Raw genomic sequence first — 21112 nt, 5'->3', positions numbered from 1 at the left:
CGGGTCCAAGCAGCGAGCGCTGCGAGTGGCGATTTGGGGTGATTAGGGGGCGCTCACAACCCGGCCGGCGCCCGTTTGAGCTGGGAAATCGATCGTGACGGGTCTGCGACACGCCGTTCCAGATTGCGGGATAACGTCGCACATGCTGGAACTGAACGATAGCTTAGTCGGCATGCGCACAGTACGAATTCTTCGCTGCCCGCCCCGGGCCGACCGCTTCTGACAGCGGATCCCGGTGGCGGGGACACGGCCCCATGAACGACTGCCGCCGGAAGCGAGGAACCAAGTGCGCCGCAACCCGTGTGATCAGGCCGACAACACCCACGTCGGTCTCCTTGCCGTGCGTTGTGCGTGTCTCCCGGTGACCCCGGGTCGGCCTAGCGCGCGCCAACCATCAGCACCATGCCAAAAAGGAGACCAACGTCATGGCTGACCAGCCGAAGCCGCAGCCCAAGCCGCAGGAGCCGGCCACCGACACCCGTGAACGCGCCCGAGCGGCGCTGCAGATGTCGATGGACCGCCGCGGCTGAGCGAAAAACGCCGACGACACAAGCTCCGGGAAGCCGGGACGCCCACCGCCGACGTCACGGTTTCCCGGAGGTTGTGCCGTAAGTGCCGGAAATCCACCGGCACCTTACTATGACCGGGTGACGGTCGATCAGACATCAACGATGCGCCGGGTCGCCGCGCTGGCGGTCCCGGCGCTCGTGGTTCTCGCCGCCGAGCCCCTCTACGTCCTCGTGGACACCGCCGTCGTCGGCCACCTCGGGCGCACCCAGCTCGCGGGGCTGGCCATCGGCGGGTCCGTCATGTCGTTCGCCGTGTGGCTCGGGACCGTGCTCGCCTACGGGACCACGGGGCGCGCCGCCCGGCGCTTCGGGGCGGGGCAGCGCGCGGAGGCGGTCGAGGAGGGCGTGCAGGCCTCGTGGCTGGCTCTGGCCGGCGGCCTGGTCATCCTGCTCGTTCTCGAGGCCGCGGCCGGGCCCCTGACCCGCGTCCTCGCGGGCGGCGCCGGCGACGTCGCGCGCAACGCCGAGGCTTGGCTGCGCATCGCCGCGCTCGGCGCGCCCGGGCTCATGCTCGGCACCGCCGGCAACGGGTGGATGCGCGGCGTCCAAGACACCCGCCGGCCGCTGTACTACGTCCTCGCCGCCAACGCGCTGTCCGCCGCGCTGTGCCCGCTGCTGGTGTACCCGGCCGGCCTCGGGCTGACCGGCTCCGCGGTGGCGAACGTGGCCGCGCAGACCGTCGTGGGCCTGCTCTTCGTGCGGGCCCTGGTCTCGGAGCGGGTACCGCTGCGGCCTCACCTCGCCGTCATCGGGCGCCAGCTCGCGCTCGGGCGCGACCTGCTGCTGCGCGGCGCGGCGTTCCAGGCGTGCTTCCTGTCCGCGTCCGCGGTCGCCGCCCGCTTCGGCGAGGCCGCGCTCGCCGCGCACCAGATCGCCATCCAGCTCTTCTTCTTCACCGCCCTGGCGCTGGACGCCATCGCCATCGCCGCGCAGGCGCTCATCGGTGCGGCGCTCGGGGGCGAGCGGGTCGCCGAGGCCCGCCATCTGGCCCGCCGCATCACCGTTGCGGGCCTCGTCGCGGGGGCCGGGTTCGCGGTGCTCGTCGCCGCGGCCCTGCTCGCGGTCCGGCCGTGGTTCGGCGCGGATGCCGAGGTGTACGCCGAGGCCCGCCACGCCTGGTGGTTCTTCGTGGCGATGATGCCGGCCGCCGGCGTCGTGTTCGCCCTGGACGGGGTCTTCCTCGGCGCCGGGGACGTGCGCTACCTGCGCAACCTCACGCTCGTCTGCGCGCTCGGGGGCTTCCTGCCGGGCATCTGGCTGGCGTACCTCCTCGATTTTGGCTTGCGCGGGGTCTGGGCGGCACTGACGCTGTTCATCGCGCTGCGCCTGGCCGGCCTGCTCCTGCGCCTCAACGGCGACGGCTGGGCGGTGGCCGGCGCCGTCCGCTGAGAGGAGCCGTCGATCGTGGAGCTCACCGAAGCGCAGAGCGCTGCGCTGGAGCACGTGCGCGGGCGCAGCCCCGGCCGGACCCCGCTGGCGAGCGACGCGCCGATCACCGTCAACTTCCACCCCGACCGCGCGGTCGCGGGCCGCACCGTCATCGAGGCGCTGCTGGCCGACGGGCGCTTCCGCAGCCAGTTCGAGACGGGCATCTCCAACGGCGGCCTGACCGCGTATCCGGGCGGGGACCGCGACCGCTGGGAGGAACGCATGTTCGGCGGCGCCTACCAGCGCGCCGGCGTGCGCGCCGCGGACCGCCCCAAGTACGGCGCGCTCAACCTGCGCCACCACGACGACGGTGCCGCGCCCCGCTTCGGCTCCGCGCACCTGCGCCTGCGACCCCACGTACGCGACCGCGCGACGTTCACGTTCGGCGACAGCTTCCTCCACCCGACCGAGGCCGGCACCGCGGACGCGTTCGACGCCGTGCACGCCGCCCTCGTCGCGCACCACGGCCCGGACGCGCTGACCCGCGCGAGCGCACCGGGCCCCGGCCGCGCCCTCGACGACTACGTCGAGGCCCAGATCCACGGCCCGGTGCGCCTCGCCGAGGACGTCGAGGCATTGGTCCTCGACAGCAGTTTCACAAGCTCCGGATGTGGTACCGCGGGAGCCGCCGCCCTCCTCGCCGAGCGCTACGGCGTCCGGGTCGAGTGGCGCGCGGGTTTCCGGCTCGCGCCGGGCGCGATCCCGCCGGAGTTCCGCGGTCCCGAGGTACCAAATCTGGCGCTGGTGCTCTGTGACCGGCATGCCGTGTCCCACATCGATCCGGCGCTCATCGGCGCGGCCGCGCGCTCCGTGGTCGCGGATCCGGCCGGATGGACGGACTGGGGCGACCCCGCGGAGGCGCTGCAGCTGCTGAAGTACCTGTGGCACTGCCTCGTTCAGTACGGCTGAGGCCCGGCGACGAGGCGCGGACGCGCGACGGCGCCGAGGTGCCCGGCGCCGGAAACGCTAGGGTGGCGCGCATGGCACAGAAGGCGGCGACCCAGGGCGGCCTCGTCGTCGTCGACAAGCCCGGCGGCATGACGTCGCACGACGTCGTGTCGCGCATGCGCCGCATCGCGCGGACGCGCCGCGTCGGGCACGGCGGCACCCTCGACCCGATGGCCACCGGCGTGCTCATCGTCGGGGTCGAGAAGGCGACGCGCCTGCTCACGTACGTGATCGGCAGCACCAAGCAGTACACGGCGACGATCCGCCTGGGCGAGTCCACGATCACCGACGACGCGGAGGGCGACGTCGTCGCGCGCGTGGACGCCTCCGGTGTGCACGACGACGCGATCGGCGCCGCGCTCGAGCCGCTGCGGGGCGACATCCTGCAGGTGCCGTCGGCGGTGTCGGCGATCAAGGTCAACGGCGTCCGGTCGTACCACCGCGTCCGCTCCGGCGAGGAGGTCGCCCTCGACGCCCGCCCGGTCACCGTCTCCCGCCTCGACGTGCTGGCCACCCGCCGCGAGGGCGCGCACGTCGACGTGGACGTGGACGTGGCCTGCTCGTCCGGCACGTACATCCGCGCCCTCGCCCGCGACCTGGGCGCCGCGCTCGGCGTCGGCGGCCACCTCACGGCCCTGCGCCGCACCGCGGTCGGCGCCTTCACGCTGGCCGAGGCGTCGACGCTGGACGAGCTCGCCGAGCGCCCGGACCCGGTCACGATGCCGCTGCCCGCCGCCGCCGAGCGCTGCTTCCCGCGCCGCGATGCCACCCCCGACGAGGCGCGCACGCTCTCGCACGGCGGGCCGCTCGAGGCGGCGGGCATCGCCGGCTCCTACGCGGTCTTCGCACCCGACGGCACCGTCCTCGCGATCGTGAGCGAGCGCGGCGGCATGGCCCGCCCGGAGATCGTCCTGGTCCCGTAGCGGTTGCCGCGCCACCGGGCGGTGCGCGCAGCGCGACGCAGTAGCCGTCGCCGCCCCGCCGAGCGATGCGCGTAGCGCGACGTAGCGGCCGTGGCCGCGCCACCGGGCGGTGCGCGCAGCGCGACGTAGCGGCCGTGGCCGCGCCACCGAACGATGCGTGCAGCGCGACGCAGTAGGCTCGCTGGCATGCAGCGGTGGCGGGGAACGCAGGCGGTGCCCGGCGGTTGGGGGCGCGCGGTCGCGACGATCGGCGTGTTCGACGGCGTCCACCGCGGGCACCAGCAGATCATCGGCCACGCCGTGAAGCGCGCCGGCGAGCTGGGCGTGCAGTCCGTCGTCGTGACGTTCGACCCGCATCCGTCGGAGGTGGTGCGGCCGGGCTCGCACCCCGCCGTGCTCACCGAGCCCGCGCGCAAGGCGGAGCTCATCGAGGCGCTCGGCGTCGACGTGCTGTGCGTGATCCCGTTCACCGCCGAGTTCTCGCGGCTGTCGCCCGAGGAGTTCGTGCACGACGCGCTCGTCGAGCACCTGCACACCGCGCTGATCGTGGTGGGGGAGAACTTCCGCTTCGGGCACAAGCAGGCCGGCGACGTGGAGCTGCTGCGGCGGCTCGGGCGGACCTTCGGCTTCGCGGTCGAAGGGGCGACGCTGGTGGCGGACGAGGGGACGGTGTTCTCCTCGACGTACATCCGAAGCTGCGTCGACGCGGGTGACGTCATCGCGGCGGCGCGCGCGCTCGGGCGGCCCCACCGCCTGGAGGGTGTGGTCGTGCGGGGCGACCAGCGCGGCCGCGAGCTGGGCTTCCCGACAGCCAACCTGCTGGTGCCGGTCAACGCCGCGGTGCCCGCCGACGGCATCTACGCGGCGTGGATGAGCCGGGAGCGGGACGGTGCGCGGTACCAGGCGTCGGTCTCGATCGGGACGAACCCCACCTTTTCCGGCAAAGAGCGCCGGGTCGAGGCGTTCGTGCTGGACTTCGCGGGCGACCTCTACGGCGAGCGGGTCATCCTCGACTTCGCCGACCGGCTGCGCGAACAGCGCACCTATGCCGGCATCGAGCCGCTCGTCGCGCAGATCGCCGACGACGTCGCGCAGACCCGTGACGTGCTGCGCAACGGTCCGATGCGCGGCTGAGCCGATCGGTCTGTTAGCCTTGTGTTGACGCCGGGTGACTGGCGGGGGTCAGGCTGCCTGCACGACGCCGCGGGAGCCGGCCGACGAATCCACGGTAAAGGGAGAACATGGCGCTCGACTCTGCGCAGAAGACCGAGATCATGACGAAGTACGCGACCGTTGAGGGTGACACCGGCTCGCCGGAGGTCCAGGTCGCGATGCTGACGAAGCGGATCGCGGACCTGACCGAACACCTCAAGCAGCACAAGCACGACCACCACAGCCGGCGCGGCCTGCTGCTGCTGGTCGGCCGTCGCCGCCGCCTGCTGAACTACCTGCAGCGCAGCGACATCGCCCGCTACCGCTCGCTGATCGAGCGGCTCGGCCTGCGGCGATAACGACTCACCGACCGGGGGAGTGGCGAGGATTCGCCGCTCCCCCGTCGAGTAGTGACACACTGAAATGGCAGCGCCCCGCCGAGCGGGTCGGCGCACCGGTCCTCGGTAGTGGCTTCCGGGTGAAGTACACGCCCCGTGAGCTTCGATCGAAGACCGGCCGCAGACAGCTCCGCCGAGGGCGAACCACGACCCAAAGGGAGCAACAAGACAACATGACCGAGCAGAACAACACTCTCGGTACGCACAGCAGCACCGCGGTCATCGACAACGGCACGTTCGGCACCCGGGAGATCACCTTCTCCACCGGGCGGCTTGCGCGCCAGGCGGCGGGCTCGGCCCTCGCCCAGCTCGGCGAGACCGTGGTCCTCTCTGCGACCACCGCGGGCAAGCAGCCCAAGGACCAGTTCGACTTCTTCCCGCTGACGGTGGACGTCGAGGAGCGCATGTACGCGGCCGGGCGCATCCCCGGCTCCTTCTTCCGCCGCGAGGGCCGGCCCAGCGAGGACGCGATCCTCACCTGCCGGCTCATCGACCGGCCGCTGCGCCCGAGCTTCGTCAAGGGCCTGCGCAACGAGGTCCAGGTCGTCGAGACCGTGCTGGCGCTGGACCCCGCCCACCCGTACGACGTCGTGGCGATCAACGCCGCCTCGATGTCGACCAAGCTCTCCGGCCTGCCGTTCTCCGGCCCGATCGGCGCGACCCGCATGGCGCACGTCGACGGGCAGTGGGTGGCGTTCCCGACGGTCGAGGAGCTCGGCCGGGCCACCTTCGACATGGTCGTGGCCGGCCGGGTCCTGCCCGACGGCGATGTGGCGATCATGATGGTGGAGGCCGAGGCGACCGAGCACACGGTGGCACTCGTCGCCGGTGGCGCGCCCGCGCCGACCGAGGAGGTCGTCGCCGGTGGCCTCGAGGCGTCCAAGCCCGCGATCCGCGAGCTGTGCCGGGCCCAGTCGGAGCTCGCCGAGGTCGCCGCGAAGCCGGTGCAGGAGTTCCCGGTCTTCCTCGACTACCAGCCCGACGCCTACGAGGCCGTCGCCGGCGCGGTGAAGGACGAGGTCGCCGAGGCCCTGCGCATCGCCGCGAAGGCGGAGCGCGAGGAGGCCCTCGACCGGATCAAGGAGGCCGCGTTCCAGCGCCTCGACGGGCAGTTCGAGGGGCGCGAGAAGGAGATCGGCGCCGCGCTGCGCTCGCTGACCAAGAACGAGGTCCGCGCCCGCGTGCTGCGCGAGCAGGTGCGCATCGACGGCCGCGGCCCGCGCGACATCCGGCCGCTGACCGCCGAGGTGCAGGTCCTGCCCCGCGTCCACGGCTCGGCGCTGTTCGAGCGCGGCGAGACCCAGATCCTGGGCGTGACCACGCTGAACATGCTGCGCATGGAGCAGACGCTGGACACCCTCGCTCCGGAGAAGTCCAAGCGCTACATGCACAACTACAACTTCCCGCCGTACTCCACCGGCGAGACGGGCCGCGTCGGCGCCCCGAAGCGCCGCGAGATCGGCCACGGCGCGCTGGCCGAGCGGGCCCTGATCCCGGTCCTGCCGGCCCGCGAGGAGTTCCCCTACGCGATCCGCCAGGTGTCGGAGGCGCTGGGCTCCAACGGCTCCACGAGCATGGGCTCCGTCTGCGCCTCCACCATGGCGCTGCTGTCGGCGGGCGTGCCGCTCAAGGCGCCGGTCGCCGGCATCGCGATGGGCCTGATCTCCGACGAGGTGGAAGGCAAGACGCAGTACGTCACGCTGACCGACATCCTCGGTGCCGAGGACGCGTTCGGCGACATGGACTTCAAGGTCGCCGGCACCCGCGACTTCGTCACAGCGCTGCAGCTGGACACCAAGCTCGACGGCATCCCGTCGGACGTGCTGGCCGGAGCCCTGCAGCAGGCGCACGACGCGCGCCACGTGATCCTCGACGTCATGGCCGAGGCGATCGAGTCGCCGGCCGGCATGAGCCAGTACGCGCCGCGGGTGACCACGGTGCGCATCCCGGTCGACAAGATCGGCATGGTGATCGGCCCCAAGGGCCAGACCATCAACGCGATCCAGGACGAGACCGGCGCCGAGATCAGCATCGAGGACGACGGCACGATCTACGTCGGCGCGACCGACGGCCCCTCGGCCGAGGCCGCGGTGGAGCGGATCAACGCCATCGCCAACCCGACCATGCCGAAGGTCGGCGACAAGTTCCTCGGCACCGTGGTGAAGACGGCCGCGTTCGGCGCCTTCATCTCGCTGCTGCCCGGCCGCGACGGCCTGCTGCACATCTCCAAGGTGGGCAACGGCAAGCGGGTCGACAAGGTCGAGGACTTCCTCAACGTCGGCGACAAGGTCGAGGTGCAGATCGCGGACATCGACAACCGCGGCAAGATCTACCTGGACAAGGTGCTGGCCGAGGGGGAGACCCCGCCGGCGCCGGCCGAGGGCGGCGACCGCCCGGCGCGCGAGCCGCGGGGCGACCGCGGCCCGCGCCGTGACCGCGGCGACCGGGGCGAGCGTGCCCCGCGTGCGGCCTCCGGCGACGCCCCGGCCGCTGAGGACGGCGGCGAGGGCGGCGAGGGCGGCGAAGGCGGCGAGGGCGGCGAGTTCCGTCGTCGGCGCAGCCGGCGCGACTGACCCATGGCGAACCGAGCCACGACCCAGACGCTGTCCGACGACCCGCTGGGCGGAACGGTGCGACGCACCGTCCTGCCCAACGGGCTGCGGATCCTGACCGAGTCCATCCCGGCGATGCGCAGCGTGTCGTTCGGTGTCTGGGTCGGCATCGGTTCGCGCGACGAGACGCCCACGCTTTCGGGCGTCTCGCACTTCCTCGAGCACCTGTTGTTCAAGGGCACCAAGCGGCGTAGCGCGTTGGACATCTCCGCACAGATCGAGGCGGTCGGCGGGGAGACCAACGCGTTCACCGCGAAGGAGTACACGTGCTACTACGCGCGGGTGCTCGACGCGGACCTGCCGCTGGCCATCGACGTCGTCTGTGACCTGGTCACCGACTCGGTGCTGACCGAGGCCGACGTGGAGACCGAGCGTGGCGTGATCCTCGAGGAGATCGCCATGCACGACGACGAGCCCGGCGACGAGGTCCACGACGTCTTCACCGAGGCGTTGTACGGCCACCACCCGCTCGGTCGGCAGATCTCCGGCACGGTGGCGAGCATCTCGGCGCTGAGCCGCAAGCAGATCGACAGCTTCTATCGCAAGCGGTACCGGCCGGAGACGATGATCGTCTCGGCGGCCGGCAACCTCGACCACGGCAAGGTCGTGCGGGCCGTGCGCGCCGCGTTCGACCGCGCCGGCTGGGGCGACAAGCCCGGCGTCCCGGCGCCGCGGCGCTCCCGCACCAACCGGGTGCCGACCCGCTCCGGGCAGATCGTGGTGCGCAACAAGGACACCGAGCAGGCGCACCTCGTCCTCGGCTGCACCGGCTACCCGCGCCAGCACGACGACCGCTGGGCCATCGGCGCGCTCAACAACGTGCTCGGCGGCGGGATGTCGAGCCGGCTGTTCCAGCAGATCCGCGAGCAGCGCGGCCTGGCCTACTCGGTGTACTCCTTCACGTCGCAGTACAGCGACTCCGGCCTCTTCGGCGTCTACGCCGGCTGCGCGCCGGGCAAGGTCGAGGAGGTCCTCGCGATCACCCGCGAGGAGCTCGCCCGGGTGGCCGCCGAGGGGGTCACCGACACCGAGGTCGAGCGCGGCAAGGGCATGCTCAAGGGCGCCGTCGTGCTCGGCCTGGAGGACACCGGGTCGCGGATGAGCCGATTGGGCAAGGGCGAGCTGCTCTACGACGAGCTGCTCTCCGTCGATGAGGTCCTGCGCCACGTCGACGCAGTCACCCCGGAGCAGGTCCGTGCGGTGGCCGCCGACCTGCTGGCCCGCCCGATGTCGCTCTCCGTCATCGGCGATTTCGACGAAGGCGCGTTCGAGGGCGCCCTCGACTGACGATAGGTTGGGCGGCGTGAGCGAAGCTGTGGAGCCGATCCGGGTCGGGGTGCTGGGCGCGCGCGGGCGCATGGGGACCGAGGCGTGCCGCGCCGTGGACGGAAGCGACGACATGGACCTCGTCGCCATGGTCGACGAGGGCGACTGGCTGTCCAACGTGTCCGGCGCCGACGTGGTCGTGGACTTCACCACGCCCGACGTGGTGATGGACAACATCCGCTGGTGCATCGACCAGAACATCCGCATGGTCATCGGCACCTCGGGCTTCACCACCGAGCGCCTCGAGGAGGTGCGCGGCTGGCTGGCGCACAAGCCCGGCCTCGGCATCGTCGTCGCGCCCAACTTCGCGATCGGCGCCGTGCTCATGATGGAGTTCGCAGCCCGGGCCGCGCGCTACTTCGAGTCCGTTGAGATCGTCGAGATGCACCACCCGAAGAAGATCGACGCGCCCAGCGGCACCGCACTGCGCACCGCCCAGCTCATCGCCGAGGCCCGCGCCGCGGCCGGCCTGGGCCCCGTGCCCGACGCCACCAAGGACGAGATGGCCGGCGCGCGCGGGACCGACGTCGAGGGCATCCGGGTCCACGCCCTGCGCGCCACCGGGCTCGTCGCGCATCAGGAGGTCCTCTTCGGTACCACGGGAGAGACCCTCACGATCCGGCACGACTCCTACGATCGGGCGTCGTTCATGCCGGGGGTGCTCCTGGCCGTGCGCTCCGTGATCAAGCGCCCCGGGCTCACCGTCGGCCTCGGAGCACTGCTCGGCTGAGTCTCCCACATTGCGGGATCCGGCGGCCCCAAATCGGTCGCAACAGCGTCACGTGGCGATAACGGGATCCTCGGAGTCCGCTTCGAGCGAGGTGTGCCACCGAATCTGCGGCACCAGCATGTCATCGACGTCCAGCGATCGACGGGCGCCGTCCGGCGCCCACCCGGCGCTCTGCAGAAATTGACGCGTAACACGGTCGTCAGCGAACGTCCACGCAAGTGCTGTCGTAAATCCGTCAGTTCGCCACAAATCCACACTTGCCGCCAGTAATCGGCTGCCGTGGCCGCGACGCCCCCACCGGGGCTCGACCAGCAGGTCAGTGATCGCGACCGTGGACTCAAATGCCTTGTCAAGGGTGTTGTGATCTTCGTCCGGGGCGAGTGCCGTGTCGTCTGCCGGACCTGACGCTGCAAACCCGACGACGTAAGATGATTCGGGTCCGGCGCCGGATTCCGACCCGGGCGCATCGATCTGTTCGATGGCCACCAGGACCCGGTGTGCCGGACTTGGCGGTTCCGTGATTGCCTCCCGCCACCTGCGGGTAATCCACTCCTCGTCCAACTGGTCGAGGATATGTTTCGGCAAGAGTCGGCGATAGGCGACCCGCCAGGTCGTGAGTTGGATGCGCGCGATCTCGACGACGTCGTCGAGCCGCGCCGGACGGACGAACCCGAGCGTCATGAACCAGCAGCCTACGGATTTTGTGTGAATCGCAACGCGGCGGGGTAGCGCCCGCTCGGCACAGTTGGGACCGGCAGGACCGTTGAGTCTCATGGAACTTCGGCAGCAGCGAGCGACTGGGAGGGCAGATCAGGTGGCGGAGCGAGGACGAGTCGCCGAGTCGACGGCCGTCCGGCCCAAGCTGCGACCGGGGGTGAAGAAGACGCTCATCGTCGTGGGCGTGTGGGCCGTCGTGTGGGCGTTCCTCTCGGTCGCCGCGGCACACAACGGCTTCTTCGACCTCAAGGTCTACTTCGGCGCGATGGACTACTGGGTCAACCGCGGCGGCGACATCTACGACTACCTGACGCCCGGCACCCCCTACGGCTTCACCTACCCGCCGTTCGCGGCCGCCCTGATGACGCCCATGTCGCTCGTCAGCTGGAACGTCGCGATCTTCATCAGCGTGACGATGAACATCCTGGCCATGCTCGCGATCCTGACCTGGCTGCTCAAGCCGGTCTTCAAGCGGCAGGGCTGGTCGTTCTGGTTCGCGATGGGCATCGCGATGGCCCTGGCCGCCGCGTTCGAGCCGATCCGCGAGACGGTGAACTTCGGCCAGGTCAACATCCTGCTGCTGTTCCTCGTCGTCGGCGACGTGCTGCTGCTCGTGCGCGGCGGGCACCGCCTCGGCGGCATCGGCATCGGCCTCGCCACCGCGATCAAGCTCACCCCGGGCGTGTTCATCGTCTACCTGCTCATCACCCGCCGCTGGCGCGCCGCCGCCGTCTCCGCCGCGACCGCCACCGCCGCGACCTGGGCCGCCGCGACCTTCGCGCCCGACGCATCGCGGGTCTTCTGGACCGACGCGATGTGGAACACCGACCGGGTGGGCTCGCCGACCTTCGTGTCCAACCAGGCGCTCACCGGCCTCGTCGGGCGGCTCTTCAACCCCGACCCGATGAAGCCGCTGTGGCTGCTGCTCGTGCTCATCACGCTCGCCGTGTGGTACTGGCGGACCCGCCGCGCGATCCGCAACAAGGACGAGGTCGCCGGCCTCGCCCTCACCGGCATCGTCGGCTGCATGGTGAGCCCGATCACCTGGATCCACCACCTCGTCTGGGTGGTGCCCTCGATCGTCGTGCTCTTCGACTACGCCACCGACCGCTCGCTCGACCCGCGGCGCCGGCGCAACCTCGCGATCGCGTTCGGCTTCTCGTTCGCGCTGCTGTGCAGCCGCACCCCGTGGGCGTTCCACGCGAAGTTCGACGGTCTGGGCCTCATCGGCAGCAACGCGTACATCCTGCTCATGATCGGGCTGCTGTTCGCCCTGCCGATCCGCGAGCCCGCCGACACCGGCGCCGGGCAGGGACCGTCAAGCGATCCCGGGCGCTCCACCGGCCCGGCCGTCGAGGACGTAGCGGACCTCGTCGAGCTCGACCGTAAGGTCACCGCCGCCTTTGACGCGAAAAACGTCGACGGCACCGTCCGCAGCGAAGCCGGCCCGGGCGTAGAACCGTCGCGCCCGCTCGTTGGCGCTTAGCACCCACAGTCGCACCGTGAGGCGGCCCTGCGCGGCAAGTTCGCGCAGGGCCGCCGCCATGAGCAGCCGCCCCGCGCCCGTGCCCCAATGCGCCGCATCGGCGTAGATCGCCCGGATCTCGCCCTCGCTGGGGTGCATGACCTCGCCGTCCCGGTACGGCCCGAAGTTCACGAACCCGACGACCCGCCCGCCGGCGTCGCCACCAGCACGTCCTCGCCCCGCGCCGGCCCGGCCAGGTGCCTGCGGAGGATCTCCGTGCCGCGGGCGACGTCGAGGCCGTCCAGGTGCTCCTGGGGCACGATCCCCCGGTAGGCGGCCCGCCACGAGCCGACGTGCACGGCCGCGACGGCCCCCGCGTCCTCGACGGTCGCCGGACGGATCTCGATGGCTCCATTCACGAGCCGGATTTTGTCGTACCCCGGCGATAGCCTCCATGGCGATGACCGAGTACCTGACGCTCACCCAGGCCCGGCGGGTCGCACTCGCCGCGCAGGGCTTCGCCGACCGGGTCCCCGCGAGGGCGCCGGAGCGCCGGCACGTGCGCCGCGTGCTGGAGCGCACCGGCCTGCTGCAGATCGATTCCGTCAACGTCGTGCAGCGCGCCCACTACCTGCCCGCCTACAGCCGCCTCGGGCCCTACGACCCGGCCCTGCTCGACCGGCTCGCCTACCGCCGGCCCCGCGAGCTGTTCGAATACTGGGCGCACGAGGCCTCCCTCGTCCCGGTCCGGCTGCATCCGATGCTGCGCTGGCGGATGACCTCCGGCGCGGCCTGGGGCCGCATGGTCCGCATCGCCCGCGAGCAGCCCGACCTGGTGCGCTGGGTGCTCGAGGAGATCCGCGCCAAGGGCCCCATGAGCGCCGCCGAGGTCGAGGGCGACCTCGTCCAGCCCCGGCGCAAGGACCACTGGGGGTGGAACTGGTCGGACACGAAGACCGCGATCGAGTGGCTGTTCTACTCGGGCGAGGTCAGCGTCGCGCGGCGCAACTCGTCGTTCGCGCGGGTCTACGACGTGCCGGAGCGGATCCTGCCGGCCGACGTCGTCAACGCGCCCACGCCGGAGCCGGCGGACGCGTTCCGGGAGCTGGTGCGGGTGGCGGCCCGCGGGCTCGGGGTGGCCGCGGAGGCGGAGCTGCGGGACTACTTCCGGTTGCCGCTCGCCGGGGCCCGGACCGCGATCGCCGAGCTGGTGGAGGCGGGGGAGCTGGTGCCCGTCGAGGTGCAGGGGTGGTCGCAGCGGGCCTATCTGCAGGCCGAGGCCCGTATACCGCGGCGGATCGGGGCGGCCACGCTGGTCAGCCCGTTCGATCCGTTGATGTGGGAGCGGTCGCGGGTGGAGCGACTGTTCGGGTTCAACTACCGGATCGAGATCTATGTGCCGCCGCTGCAGCGGCTGTATGGCTACTACGTGTTGCCGTTCTTGCTGGGGGATCGGCTGGTGGCCCGGGTGGACCTGAAGGCGGATCGGAAGGCGGGGCTGTTGCAGGTTCCGGCGGCCTGGGTGGAGCCGGGGGTGTCGTCTCCTGGGGAGGTGGCTGAGGCGTTGGCCGCGGAGTTGCGTCGGTTCGCGGGGTGGCTCGGGCTCGCTGGGGTTGAGTTGCCGCTGCGGGGTGACTTTGCTGAACGGTTGGGGAAGGCGCTCGTCTGATTGGTTCTTTTTTCGGGGGCGGGGGGCCGGGGGCACCCTCACAAACCATCTGTGAGCTGCCGGGCCGTCGTTCGTTGCGGTGGCGGCGGCCGTGCGTTGCTTGCGGTCCGGCGCGGGGCGCGGTTGTGCAAAGGGGGTAGCGTATTGAGCGTGACGTCACCGTTGTCTGCGCCGCTGCCCGGTGTGCTTGGTGAGGAAGCGGGGGAGAGTGCCCCAGAGCAGGGGGTGCCGCTGCCGCCTGTGTACCAGTACGCCTACCAGCCGCGGCAGGGGCGGTTTGCCCGGTTTGTCTCCCGGCTGCCCGGGTGGGTGGCGCCTGCCGGAGTCGGCGCCCTGATTTCCGGTGGCGTGGCCTACACGCTGCTGATGAAGCCCACCTCGGCCGGCGCCGACGCCACGCCTACCTGCCTGGTCAAGATGCTGACCGGGTTCGACTGCCCGGGGTGCGGTGGGACTCGCGCCGCCTGGTACATGCTGCACGGGGACATTCCGGCCGCCGCGCATCACCATGCGCCGCTCGTGTTCGCCGCGCCGTTCCTCGCCTACCTCTACGTCGCGTGGACGGTCAATCGGCTCAACCTGCCGTTCAAGCTGCCGATGCTGAGGATCTCCAACGGGGCGCTGATCGGGTTCCTGGTGGCGTGGCTGGTGTTCAGCATCGCGCGAAACCTGCCCTGGGCGCCCTTCACCTACTTCTTCGTCTAGCCCCTGTACGCTCAGCGAATGCTCTCCGTCAAAGCGATCGCGTGGACACACTTCGAGCCTCCGGCCGACGTGCCGTGGGAGACGGACGCTGACGGTGGCGAGGCGCTGGCCGAGTTCGCGGGGCGGGCCTGCTACCAGTCGTGGAGCAAGCCGAATCCGGCCACGGCGAGCAACGCGGGGTATCTGCGGCACATTCTCGAAGTCGGGCACCTCTCGGTGCTCGAGCACGGGACGGTCACGTTCTACCTGACCGGGGTGTCCCGATCGTTCACGCACGAACTGGTCCGGCACCGGCACTTCTCGTACTCGCAGCTGTCGCAGCGGTACGTGCCGGGGCGGGAGCAGGTCATGGTCGAGCCCGACGTGATCGCGGAGGACCCGGCGCTGCACAAGACGTTCGTCGAGGCGAGCGAGGCGGCGCTGCGGGCGTACAACGAGCTGCTCGAAGGGCTCGAGGCGAAGTTCGCCGACGTGGAGAACAAGACACTGCGGCGCAAGCAGGCCAGGCAGGCCGCTCGGGCGGTGCTGCCGAACGCGGCCGAGACGCGGATCGTGGTGACCGGGAACTACCGGGCGTGGCGGCACTTCGTTGCGATGCGGGCCAGCGAGTCGGCGGACGTGGAGATCCGCGAGGTGGCCGTCGCCTGCCTGCGGGAACTGCAGCGCGTGGCGCCGAGCGTGTTCGCGGATTTCACGATCTCGACGCTCGCTGACGGCACAGAGGTGGCGTCGCCGCAGTACACCTGGGAATCTTGAGAAATGCGCGTCTTGGGCTTCCGCTAGGTTGTGCGTATGACACGCACCGGTTCCGTCCCCGGCCGGCCGTTCGGCCGGCTGCTCAGCGCGATGGTCACGCCATTCGCGCCTGACGGTTCGCTCGACGCCGACGGCGCCGCCCGGCTCGCCGCCCACCTGGTGGACGAGCAGCAGCATGACGGCCTGGTGGTCAACGGCACCACCGGCGAGTCGGCGACCACCAGCGACGCGGAGAAGGACCGGGTCCTGCGGGCGGTCGTGGAGGCCGTCGGCGACCGGGCCACCGTGATCGCCGGCGTGGGCACCAACGACACCGCGCACACCGTCGAGCTGTCCCGCGCCGCCGAGAAGGCTGGCGCGGACGGGCTGCTCGTCGTGACGCCGTACTACAACAAGCCGCCCCAGGCCGGCCTGATCCACCACTTCCGGACCGTCGCCGACTCCTCCGGGCTGCCCGTGATGCTCTACGACATCCCGGGGCGCGCCGGCGTGGCGATCGAGACCGAGACCATGTGCCGCCTCGCCGAGCACGAGCGCATCGTCGCCGTGAAGGACGCCAAGGGCGACCTCGGCGAGAGCGCGTGGGTGATCAAGCGCACCGACCTGGCGTACTACTCCGGCGAGGACAAGCTGACCCTGCCGCTGCTGGCGGTCGGGGCGGTCGGCGTGGTGGGCGTGCCCACGCACGTCTTCGGGCCGGACACCAAGCGGATGATCATCGCGCACGAGGTCGGCGACGTCGCCCTCGCCCGTGAGCTGCACCTCAAGCTGCTGCCGGCGTTCTGCGGGTTCTTCCGCACGCAGGGCGTCATCCTGACCAAGGCGGCCCTCATGCTGCTCGGCCTGCCGGCCGGGCCGGTCCGCCCGCCGCTGGTTTCGGCGAATGCGGCGGAACTTGGCAGGCTGCGGGAGGATTGCGCAGAGGCGGGGCGCACGATCGGTTCCGCCGACCAGATGGCGCACCACAACGAACTCGGAGTGGCCCTATGACGGTGGCGCACGTCGACCTGGATCCGCCGCCCCCTCCGGGGCCCGACACCCTGCGGGTGACCCCACTGGGCGGGCTAGGCGCGATCGGTCGCAACATGACGCTGCTGGAGTTCGACGGCAAGCTGCTCGTCATCGACTGCGGCGTGCTGTTCCCCGACGTCGAGCAGCCCGGCGTCGACCTCATCCTGCCGGATTTCTCCTCGATCCTCGACCGCCTGGACCAGGTTCAGGCGATCGTGCTCACCCACGGGCACGAGGACCACATCGGTGCGGTCCCCTACCTGCTGGCCCACAAGCCGGACATTCCGCTCGTCGGGTCGAAGTTCACGCTCGCGCTGGTCGAGGCGAAGCTCGCCGAGCGGCGCATCGAGCCCTACTCGCTGACCGTGCGCGAGGGGCAGGTCGAGCGGCTCGGGCCGTTCGAGTGCGAGTTCTTCGCCGTCAACCACTCGATCCCGGACGCGCTCGCGGTCGCCGTGACCACCGCGGCCGGCAGAGTGCTGCACACCGGCGACTTCAAGATGGACCAGCTGCCGCTGGACGGGCGCATCACCGACCTGGCCGGGTTCGCGCGGCTCGGCGCCGAGGGCGTCGACCTGCTGCTGTCGGACTCGACCAACGCGGAGATCCCCGGGTTCGTGACCCCGGAGCGGGAGATCGGGCCCGTCCTGGGCGGCATCTTCGGCCGGGCCACCGGGCGGATCATCGTCGCGTCGTTCGCCTCGCACGTGCACCGCGTGCAGCAGGTCTTCGACGCCGCGCACGCACACGGGCGCAAGGTGGCGCTCATCGGCCGCTCGATGGTGCGCAACATGGGCATCGCCCGCGACCTCGGCCTGCTGCGCATCCCGCACGGGCTGGTCGTGGCCATCGACGAGGCCATGAACCTGCCGGCCGACCGGGTCGTGCTCATGTCGACCGGGTCGCAGGGCGAGCCGATGAGCGCGCTCGGGCGCATGGCCAACGGCGACCACCGGCACATCGTCATCGGCGAGGGCGACACCATCGTGCTCGCCTCGTCGCTGGTGCCGGGGAACGAGACCGCGGTGTACCGCGTGATCAACCAGCTGGCGCGGGCCGGCGCGATCGTCGTGCACAAGGACGTGGCGAAGGTGCACGTCTCCGGGCACGCGCCGGCGGGGGAGCTGCTGTACCTGCTCAACGTCGTCAAGCCGCGCAACTTCATGCCGGTGCACGGCGAGTGGCGCCACCTGCGCGCGCACGCCCAGCTGGCCCGCGACGCCGGCGTGCCCGACGAGCGCGTGGTGCTGTGCGAGGACGGCGACGTCGTCGACCTCGTCGGCGGCGAGGCGCGCCTGGTCGGGCACATCCGTTCGCGGTACGTCTACGTCGACGGCCTCGCCATCGGCGACGTCGGCGAGTCGCTGCTGACCGAGCGGCGCATCCTCGGCGACGGCGGGTTCATCGCCGCGACCGTCGTGATCGACTCCGTCACCGGCAAGGTCGTGGCCGGGCCGACGGTGTCGGCGAAGGGCTTCTCCGACGACCCGGCGGTGTTCAACGCCGTGCTGCCGCTGGTCACCGAGGCGCTGAACAAGGCGGCGACGGACGGCATCACCGACCCGCACCAGCTGCAGCAGATCGTGCGGCGCACGGTCGGGCGGTGGGTCAACGAGGCGTACCGGCGGCGGCCCATGATCGTGCCGACGGTCGTCGAGGTCTGAGATGTACGCGGCGCTCGCGACGACGGTCCTGGTGCTGCATTTCTGCTTCCTGGCGTACGTCGTGCTCGGCGGGTTCCTCGTCTGGCGGTGGCCCAAGGCCTTCTGGCCGCACCTGGCCGCCGCCGCGTGGGGGCTCGCCGTGGTCACGATCCCGCTGACGTGCCCGCTGACCGTCGTCGAGCACTGGGCCCGCCACAAGGCGGGGCAGAGCGTCAGCGACCGCGGGTTCATCGACCTGTACATCGAGAACGTCCTCTATCCCGAGCGCTACACGCACTTGCTGCAGGTCCTGGTGGGTGTGCTCGTCGTCGTGTCCTATGCGGTGGCGTTCGCGAAGTATCGGCACCGGCGTGCCGAGCGAAAAATGTCGGAGCCCCCCGCTACGGTGTGACCATGGCGGGCCGCACCTCCCAGGCCGGCCGCGGCGGAGGCACGTCCAACGCGCGCGGCGGTTCGAACACGCGTGCGACACCGCAGAAGCGGGCGACGCCGCGGGCCCGGGCGTCCGGGGCCGCGACGAAGGCGACGACCGCGACCCGCGGCCGGGTCACACCACGCACGACCACGCGCGCCACCGCGATGCGCCGCCGCCGCACCGGCGCGATGGTCGCCACGCCGCTCGGCCTGCTCGGCCGCGGCATGATCGCGCTCTGGATGGGGCTCGCGCACAGCGTCGGCTGGGGCGCCCGGGCCATCGGCCGGCAGGCCGCCACCGCCCGCGACCTCGACCCCGAGCACCGCCGCGACGGCGCCGGCCTGGCCATGATCGGCGCGGCCGTGCTGCTGACCGCCGCGCTGTGGTTCCAGGCCGCCGGGCCCGTCGGGCGCTGGCTGGCCGGGATGTGCCACACGTTCCTCGGCGCCTCCTCGGCGATCCTGCCGGTCCTGCTGATCGTCGGCGGCGTGCGCGTCATGCGCTCCGGCGGCGAGGCCGACGAGCGCCGCGGCCGCGGCATCGTCGGCTGGGGCGCGGTCTTCATCGCCGGCACCGGCCTGCTGCACCTGGCCGCCGGCAGCCCGACGCTCCCGGCGAAGATGGACAAGGCCGGCGGCCTGCTCGGCCGGGGCGGCGGCGGGCTGCTGCAGATGGCCGTCACCTCCTGGGTGGCCGTGCCGCTGCTGGTCCTGCTGCTCGTCTTCGGCCTGCTGGTCGTCACCTCCACTCCGATCAGCCGCCTCCCGCAGCGCTGGCGCCAGCTGCGCGACCTGGCCCTCGGCCGGGTCGAGGACCCCGCCCTCGTCGACGACGAGGAGGAGTTCGACGAGCTCTACGACGAGCCGGAGCCGGCGCCCGCCCGCCGACCCGCGCGGCGCCGCCAGGGCTCCCGCGCCGGGGAGCAGGAGCCGCTGCCGCACCCGCTCGGCCTGGACCCCGACGAGTTCGACGCCGCCGCGCCCGATCTCGATCCGGAGGTCGTCCACGACACCGTCGTGCTGCAGCGCATGCCGGCGGCCGGGCGTAAGCGCAAGAAGGAGCCCGGGCCGGCGCCGGACCGGGATCCGCCGGAGCACGGGCCGTTGCCCACGCGGGCCGAGCAGCTCGCGCTGACCGACGCCGACTACAAGCTGCCGCCGCCGACGCTGCTCGGCACCGGCGACGCCCCGCGCGGGCGCACCCGGGCCAACGACGAGGTGATGGGCGCCCTGCAGGGCGTCTTCGAGCAGTTCGGCGTCGACGCGCTGGTCACCGGCTTCACCCGCGGCCCGACGGTCACCCGCTACGAGGTGGAGATCGGCCACGGCGTCAAGGTCGAGCGGATCACCGCCCTGTCCAAGAACATCGCGTATGCGGTGAAGTCGGCGGACGTGCGCATCCAGAGCCCGATCCCGGGCAAGAGCGCGGTCGGCGTGGAGATCCCCAACCCCGACCGGGAGAACGTGGCGCTCGGCGACGTGCTGCGCTCGCGGGTGGCCACCTCCGACCACCACCCGCTGATCGTCGCGCTCGGCAAGGACATCGAGGGCGGCTACGTGGTGGCCAACCTCGCCAAGATGCCGCACATCCTCATCGCCGGCGCGACCGGCGCGGGCAAGTCCTCGTGCCTCAACAGCCTGCTCGTGTCGCTGTTGACCCGGTCGACGCCGGATGAGGTGCGGCTGCTGCTGGTCGACCCGAAGCGGGTCGAGCTCACCAGCTACGAGGGCATCCCGCACCTGGTCACGCCGATCGTCACCAACCCGAAGAAGGCGGCCGACGCCCTCGACTGGGTCGTCGGCGAGATGGACATGCGCTACGACGACCTGGCCGCGGCCGGCGTCCGGCACATCGACGACTACAACCGCAAGGTCCGGGCCGGGCAGATCGCCGCGCCGCCGGGCAGCGAGCGGCAGATCCGGCCCTATCCGTATCTGGTGGTGGTCGTGGACGAGCTCGCCGACCTCATGATGGTCGCGCCGCGCGACGTCGAGGACTCGGTGGTGCGGATCACGCAGCTGGCCCGGGCGGCCGGCATCCACCTGGTGCTCGCCACCCAGCGGCCCAGCGTGGACGTGGTCACCGGCCTGATCAAGGCCAACGTGCCGTCGCGGCTGGCGTTCGCCACCTCGAGCCTCGCCGACTCGCGGGTCATCCTCGACCAGCCGGGCGCGGAGAAGCTGATCGGGCGGGGCGACGCGCTGTTCCTGCCGATGGGCGCCTCGAAGCCGGTCCGCATCCAGGGCGCGTGGGTCTCCGAGGCCGAGATCCATGACATCGTCAAGTTCTGCAAGGACCAGCGCGAGCCGGAGTTCCGCGAGGGTGTCACCCAGAAGCGCGACGAGGGCAAGAAGAAGATCGACGAGGAGGTCGGCGACGACCTCGAGCTGCTGCTGCAGGCCATCGAGCTGGTGGTGACCAGCCAGTTCGGCTCGACCAGCATGCTGCAGCGCAAGCTTCGGGTCGGCTTCGCCAAGGCTGGGCGGCTCATGGACCTCATGGAGTCCCGCGGCATCGTCGGCCCGTCCGAGGGCTCGAAGGCCCGCGACGTGCTCATCAAGCCCGACTCCCTGCCCGACGTGCTCGGCACGCTCAAGTCCGACGAAGACGACTGACGCGGCGGT

The 21112-nt window shown here is 71.6% G+C and carries 18 protein-coding genes and 1 pseudogene; 16 read left to right on the top strand and 3 right to left on the bottom strand.

The window, feature by feature from the left end; genetic code table 11:
• Window positions 1–671: 671 nt before the first annotated feature.
• The 8 genes from ABD901_RS12490 (at window position 672) to dapB (ending at window position 10086) form a co-directional block, all read left to right on the top strand.
• Window positions 672–1958, top strand: coding sequence for an MATE family efflux transporter (locus ABD901_RS12490; RefSeq protein WP_345125530.1), 1287 nt, complete (start codon window positions 672–674; stop codon window positions 1956–1958).
• A 15-nt stretch (window positions 1959–1973) separates the two neighbouring features.
• The gene (locus tag ABD901_RS12485) at window positions 1974–2906 is read left to right on the top strand and encodes a DUF3626 domain-containing protein (protein ID WP_345124690.1); all 933 of its coding nucleotides are present in this window, start codon (window positions 1974–1976) and stop codon (window positions 2904–2906) included.
• A 71-nt stretch (window positions 2907–2977) separates the two neighbouring features.
• The gene (gene truB / locus ABD901_RS12480) at window positions 2978–3868 is read left to right on the top strand and encodes a tRNA pseudouridine(55) synthase TruB (protein WP_345124687.1); all 891 of its coding nucleotides are present in this window, start codon (window positions 2978–2980) and stop codon (window positions 3866–3868) included.
• Between the two features lie 186 nt (window positions 3869–4054).
• A complete protein-coding gene (locus tag ABD901_RS12475) occupies window positions 4055–5002 on the top strand; it encodes a bifunctional riboflavin kinase/FAD synthetase (RefSeq protein ID WP_345124684.1) in 948 nt (315 codons plus the stop codon).
• A 107-nt stretch (window positions 5003–5109) separates the two neighbouring features.
• The gene (rpsO, locus tag ABD901_RS12470; protein ID WP_238014693.1) at window positions 5110–5379 is read left to right on the top strand and encodes a 30S ribosomal protein S15; all 270 of its coding nucleotides are present in this window, start codon (window positions 5110–5112) and stop codon (window positions 5377–5379) included.
• A 212-nt stretch (window positions 5380–5591) separates the two neighbouring features.
• Window positions 5592–7991 carry a polyribonucleotide nucleotidyltransferase gene (locus ABD901_RS12465; protein ID WP_345124680.1) on the top strand — a complete coding sequence of 800 codons (2400 nt, stop codon included), beginning with the start codon at window positions 5592–5594 and terminating at the stop codon, window positions 7989–7991.
• Window positions 7992–7994: 3 nt separating this feature from the next.
• Window positions 7995–9317 carry a M16 family metallopeptidase gene (locus ABD901_RS12460; RefSeq protein ID WP_345124679.1) on the top strand — a complete coding sequence of 441 codons (1323 nt, stop codon included), beginning with the start codon at window positions 7995–7997 and terminating at the stop codon, window positions 9315–9317.
• Window positions 9318–9333: 16 nt separating this feature from the next.
• Window positions 9334–10086 (top strand): 4-hydroxy-tetrahydrodipicolinate reductase, encoded by a 753-nt coding sequence (gene dapB / locus ABD901_RS12455; protein ID WP_345124678.1) that lies wholly within the window; start codon window positions 9334–9336, stop codon window positions 10084–10086.
• A gap of 48 nt (window positions 10087–10134) precedes the next feature.
• Here dapB and ABD901_RS12450 read toward each other — a convergent pair whose 3' ends face one another.
• Window positions 10135–10767: a GNAT family N-acetyltransferase gene (locus ABD901_RS12450; RefSeq protein ID WP_345124677.1), complete on the bottom strand. Its 633-nt coding sequence runs from the start codon at window positions 10765–10767 to the stop codon at window positions 10135–10137.
• A gap of 193 nt (window positions 10768–10960) precedes the next feature.
• Between ABD901_RS12450 and ABD901_RS12445 the strand changes: the two genes are divergently transcribed.
• Window positions 10961–12289 (top strand): glycosyltransferase 87 family protein, encoded by a 1329-nt coding sequence (locus tag ABD901_RS12445; protein WP_345124675.1) that lies wholly within the window; start codon window positions 10961–10963, stop codon window positions 12287–12289.
• Here ABD901_RS12445 and ABD901_RS59015 read toward each other — a convergent pair.
• Both ABD901_RS59015 and ABD901_RS12440 read right to left on the bottom strand, forming a co-directional pair.
• Window positions 12287–12427: pseudogene (locus tag ABD901_RS59015) on the bottom strand (GNAT family N-acetyltransferase); the annotation flags it as partial. The gene ABD901_RS12445 and the pseudogene ABD901_RS59015 sit on opposite strands and share 3 nt — an antisense overlap.
• A 29-nt stretch (window positions 12428–12456) precedes the next feature.
• Window positions 12457–12687 (bottom strand): hypothetical protein, encoded by a 231-nt coding sequence (locus ABD901_RS12440; RefSeq protein WP_345124673.1) that lies wholly within the window; start codon window positions 12685–12687, stop codon window positions 12457–12459.
• Window positions 12688–12722: 35 nt separating this feature from the next.
• On the opposite strand from ABD901_RS12440, the gene ABD901_RS12435 reads away from it, so the two are divergent.
• From ABD901_RS12435 to ABD901_RS12405, 7 genes are all read left to right on the top strand, one after another.
• On the top strand, window positions 12723–13937 hold the full coding sequence (locus ABD901_RS12435) for a winged helix-turn-helix domain-containing protein (RefSeq protein WP_345124671.1): 1215 nt from the start codon (window positions 12723–12725) through the stop codon (window positions 13935–13937).
• Window positions 13938–14087: 150 nt separating this feature from the next.
• Entirely contained in the window at window positions 14088–14642 is a 555-nt protein-coding gene (locus tag ABD901_RS12430) for a DUF2752 domain-containing protein (protein WP_345124669.1), read from the top strand.
• A gap of 18 nt (window positions 14643–14660) precedes the next feature.
• Entirely contained in the window at window positions 14661–15398 is a 738-nt protein-coding gene (gene thyX, locus ABD901_RS12425; protein ID WP_345124667.1) for an FAD-dependent thymidylate synthase, read from the top strand.
• Window positions 15399–15434: 36 nt separating this feature from the next.
• Window positions 15435–16388, top strand: coding sequence for a 4-hydroxy-tetrahydrodipicolinate synthase (gene dapA / locus ABD901_RS12420; RefSeq protein WP_345124665.1), 954 nt, complete (start codon window positions 15435–15437; stop codon window positions 16386–16388).
• The gene (locus ABD901_RS12415; protein WP_345124663.1) at window positions 16385–18073 is read left to right on the top strand and encodes a ribonuclease J; all 1689 of its coding nucleotides are present in this window, start codon (window positions 16385–16387) and stop codon (window positions 18071–18073) included. The genes dapA and ABD901_RS12415 overlap by 4 nt, the downstream gene beginning before the upstream one ends.
• Window position 18074: 1 nt before the next feature.
• The gene (locus ABD901_RS12410) at window positions 18075–18464 is read left to right on the top strand and encodes a DUF2784 domain-containing protein (RefSeq protein ID WP_345124661.1); all 390 of its coding nucleotides are present in this window, start codon (window positions 18075–18077) and stop codon (window positions 18462–18464) included.
• 2 nt (window positions 18465–18466) lie between these two features.
• Window positions 18467–21103: an FtsK/SpoIIIE family DNA translocase gene (locus tag ABD901_RS12405; protein ID WP_345124659.1), complete on the top strand. Its 2637-nt coding sequence runs from the start codon at window positions 18467–18469 to the stop codon at window positions 21101–21103.
• Window positions 21104–21112 lie beyond the last annotated feature (9 nt).

It is taken from the genome of Dactylosporangium darangshiense (genome assembly GCF_039537565.1).
GTDB classification, from domain to species: domain Bacteria; phylum Actinomycetota; class Actinomycetes; order Mycobacteriales; family Micromonosporaceae; genus Dactylosporangium; species Dactylosporangium darangshiense.
This window is presented reverse-complemented; position numbering and strand designations above follow the sequence as displayed.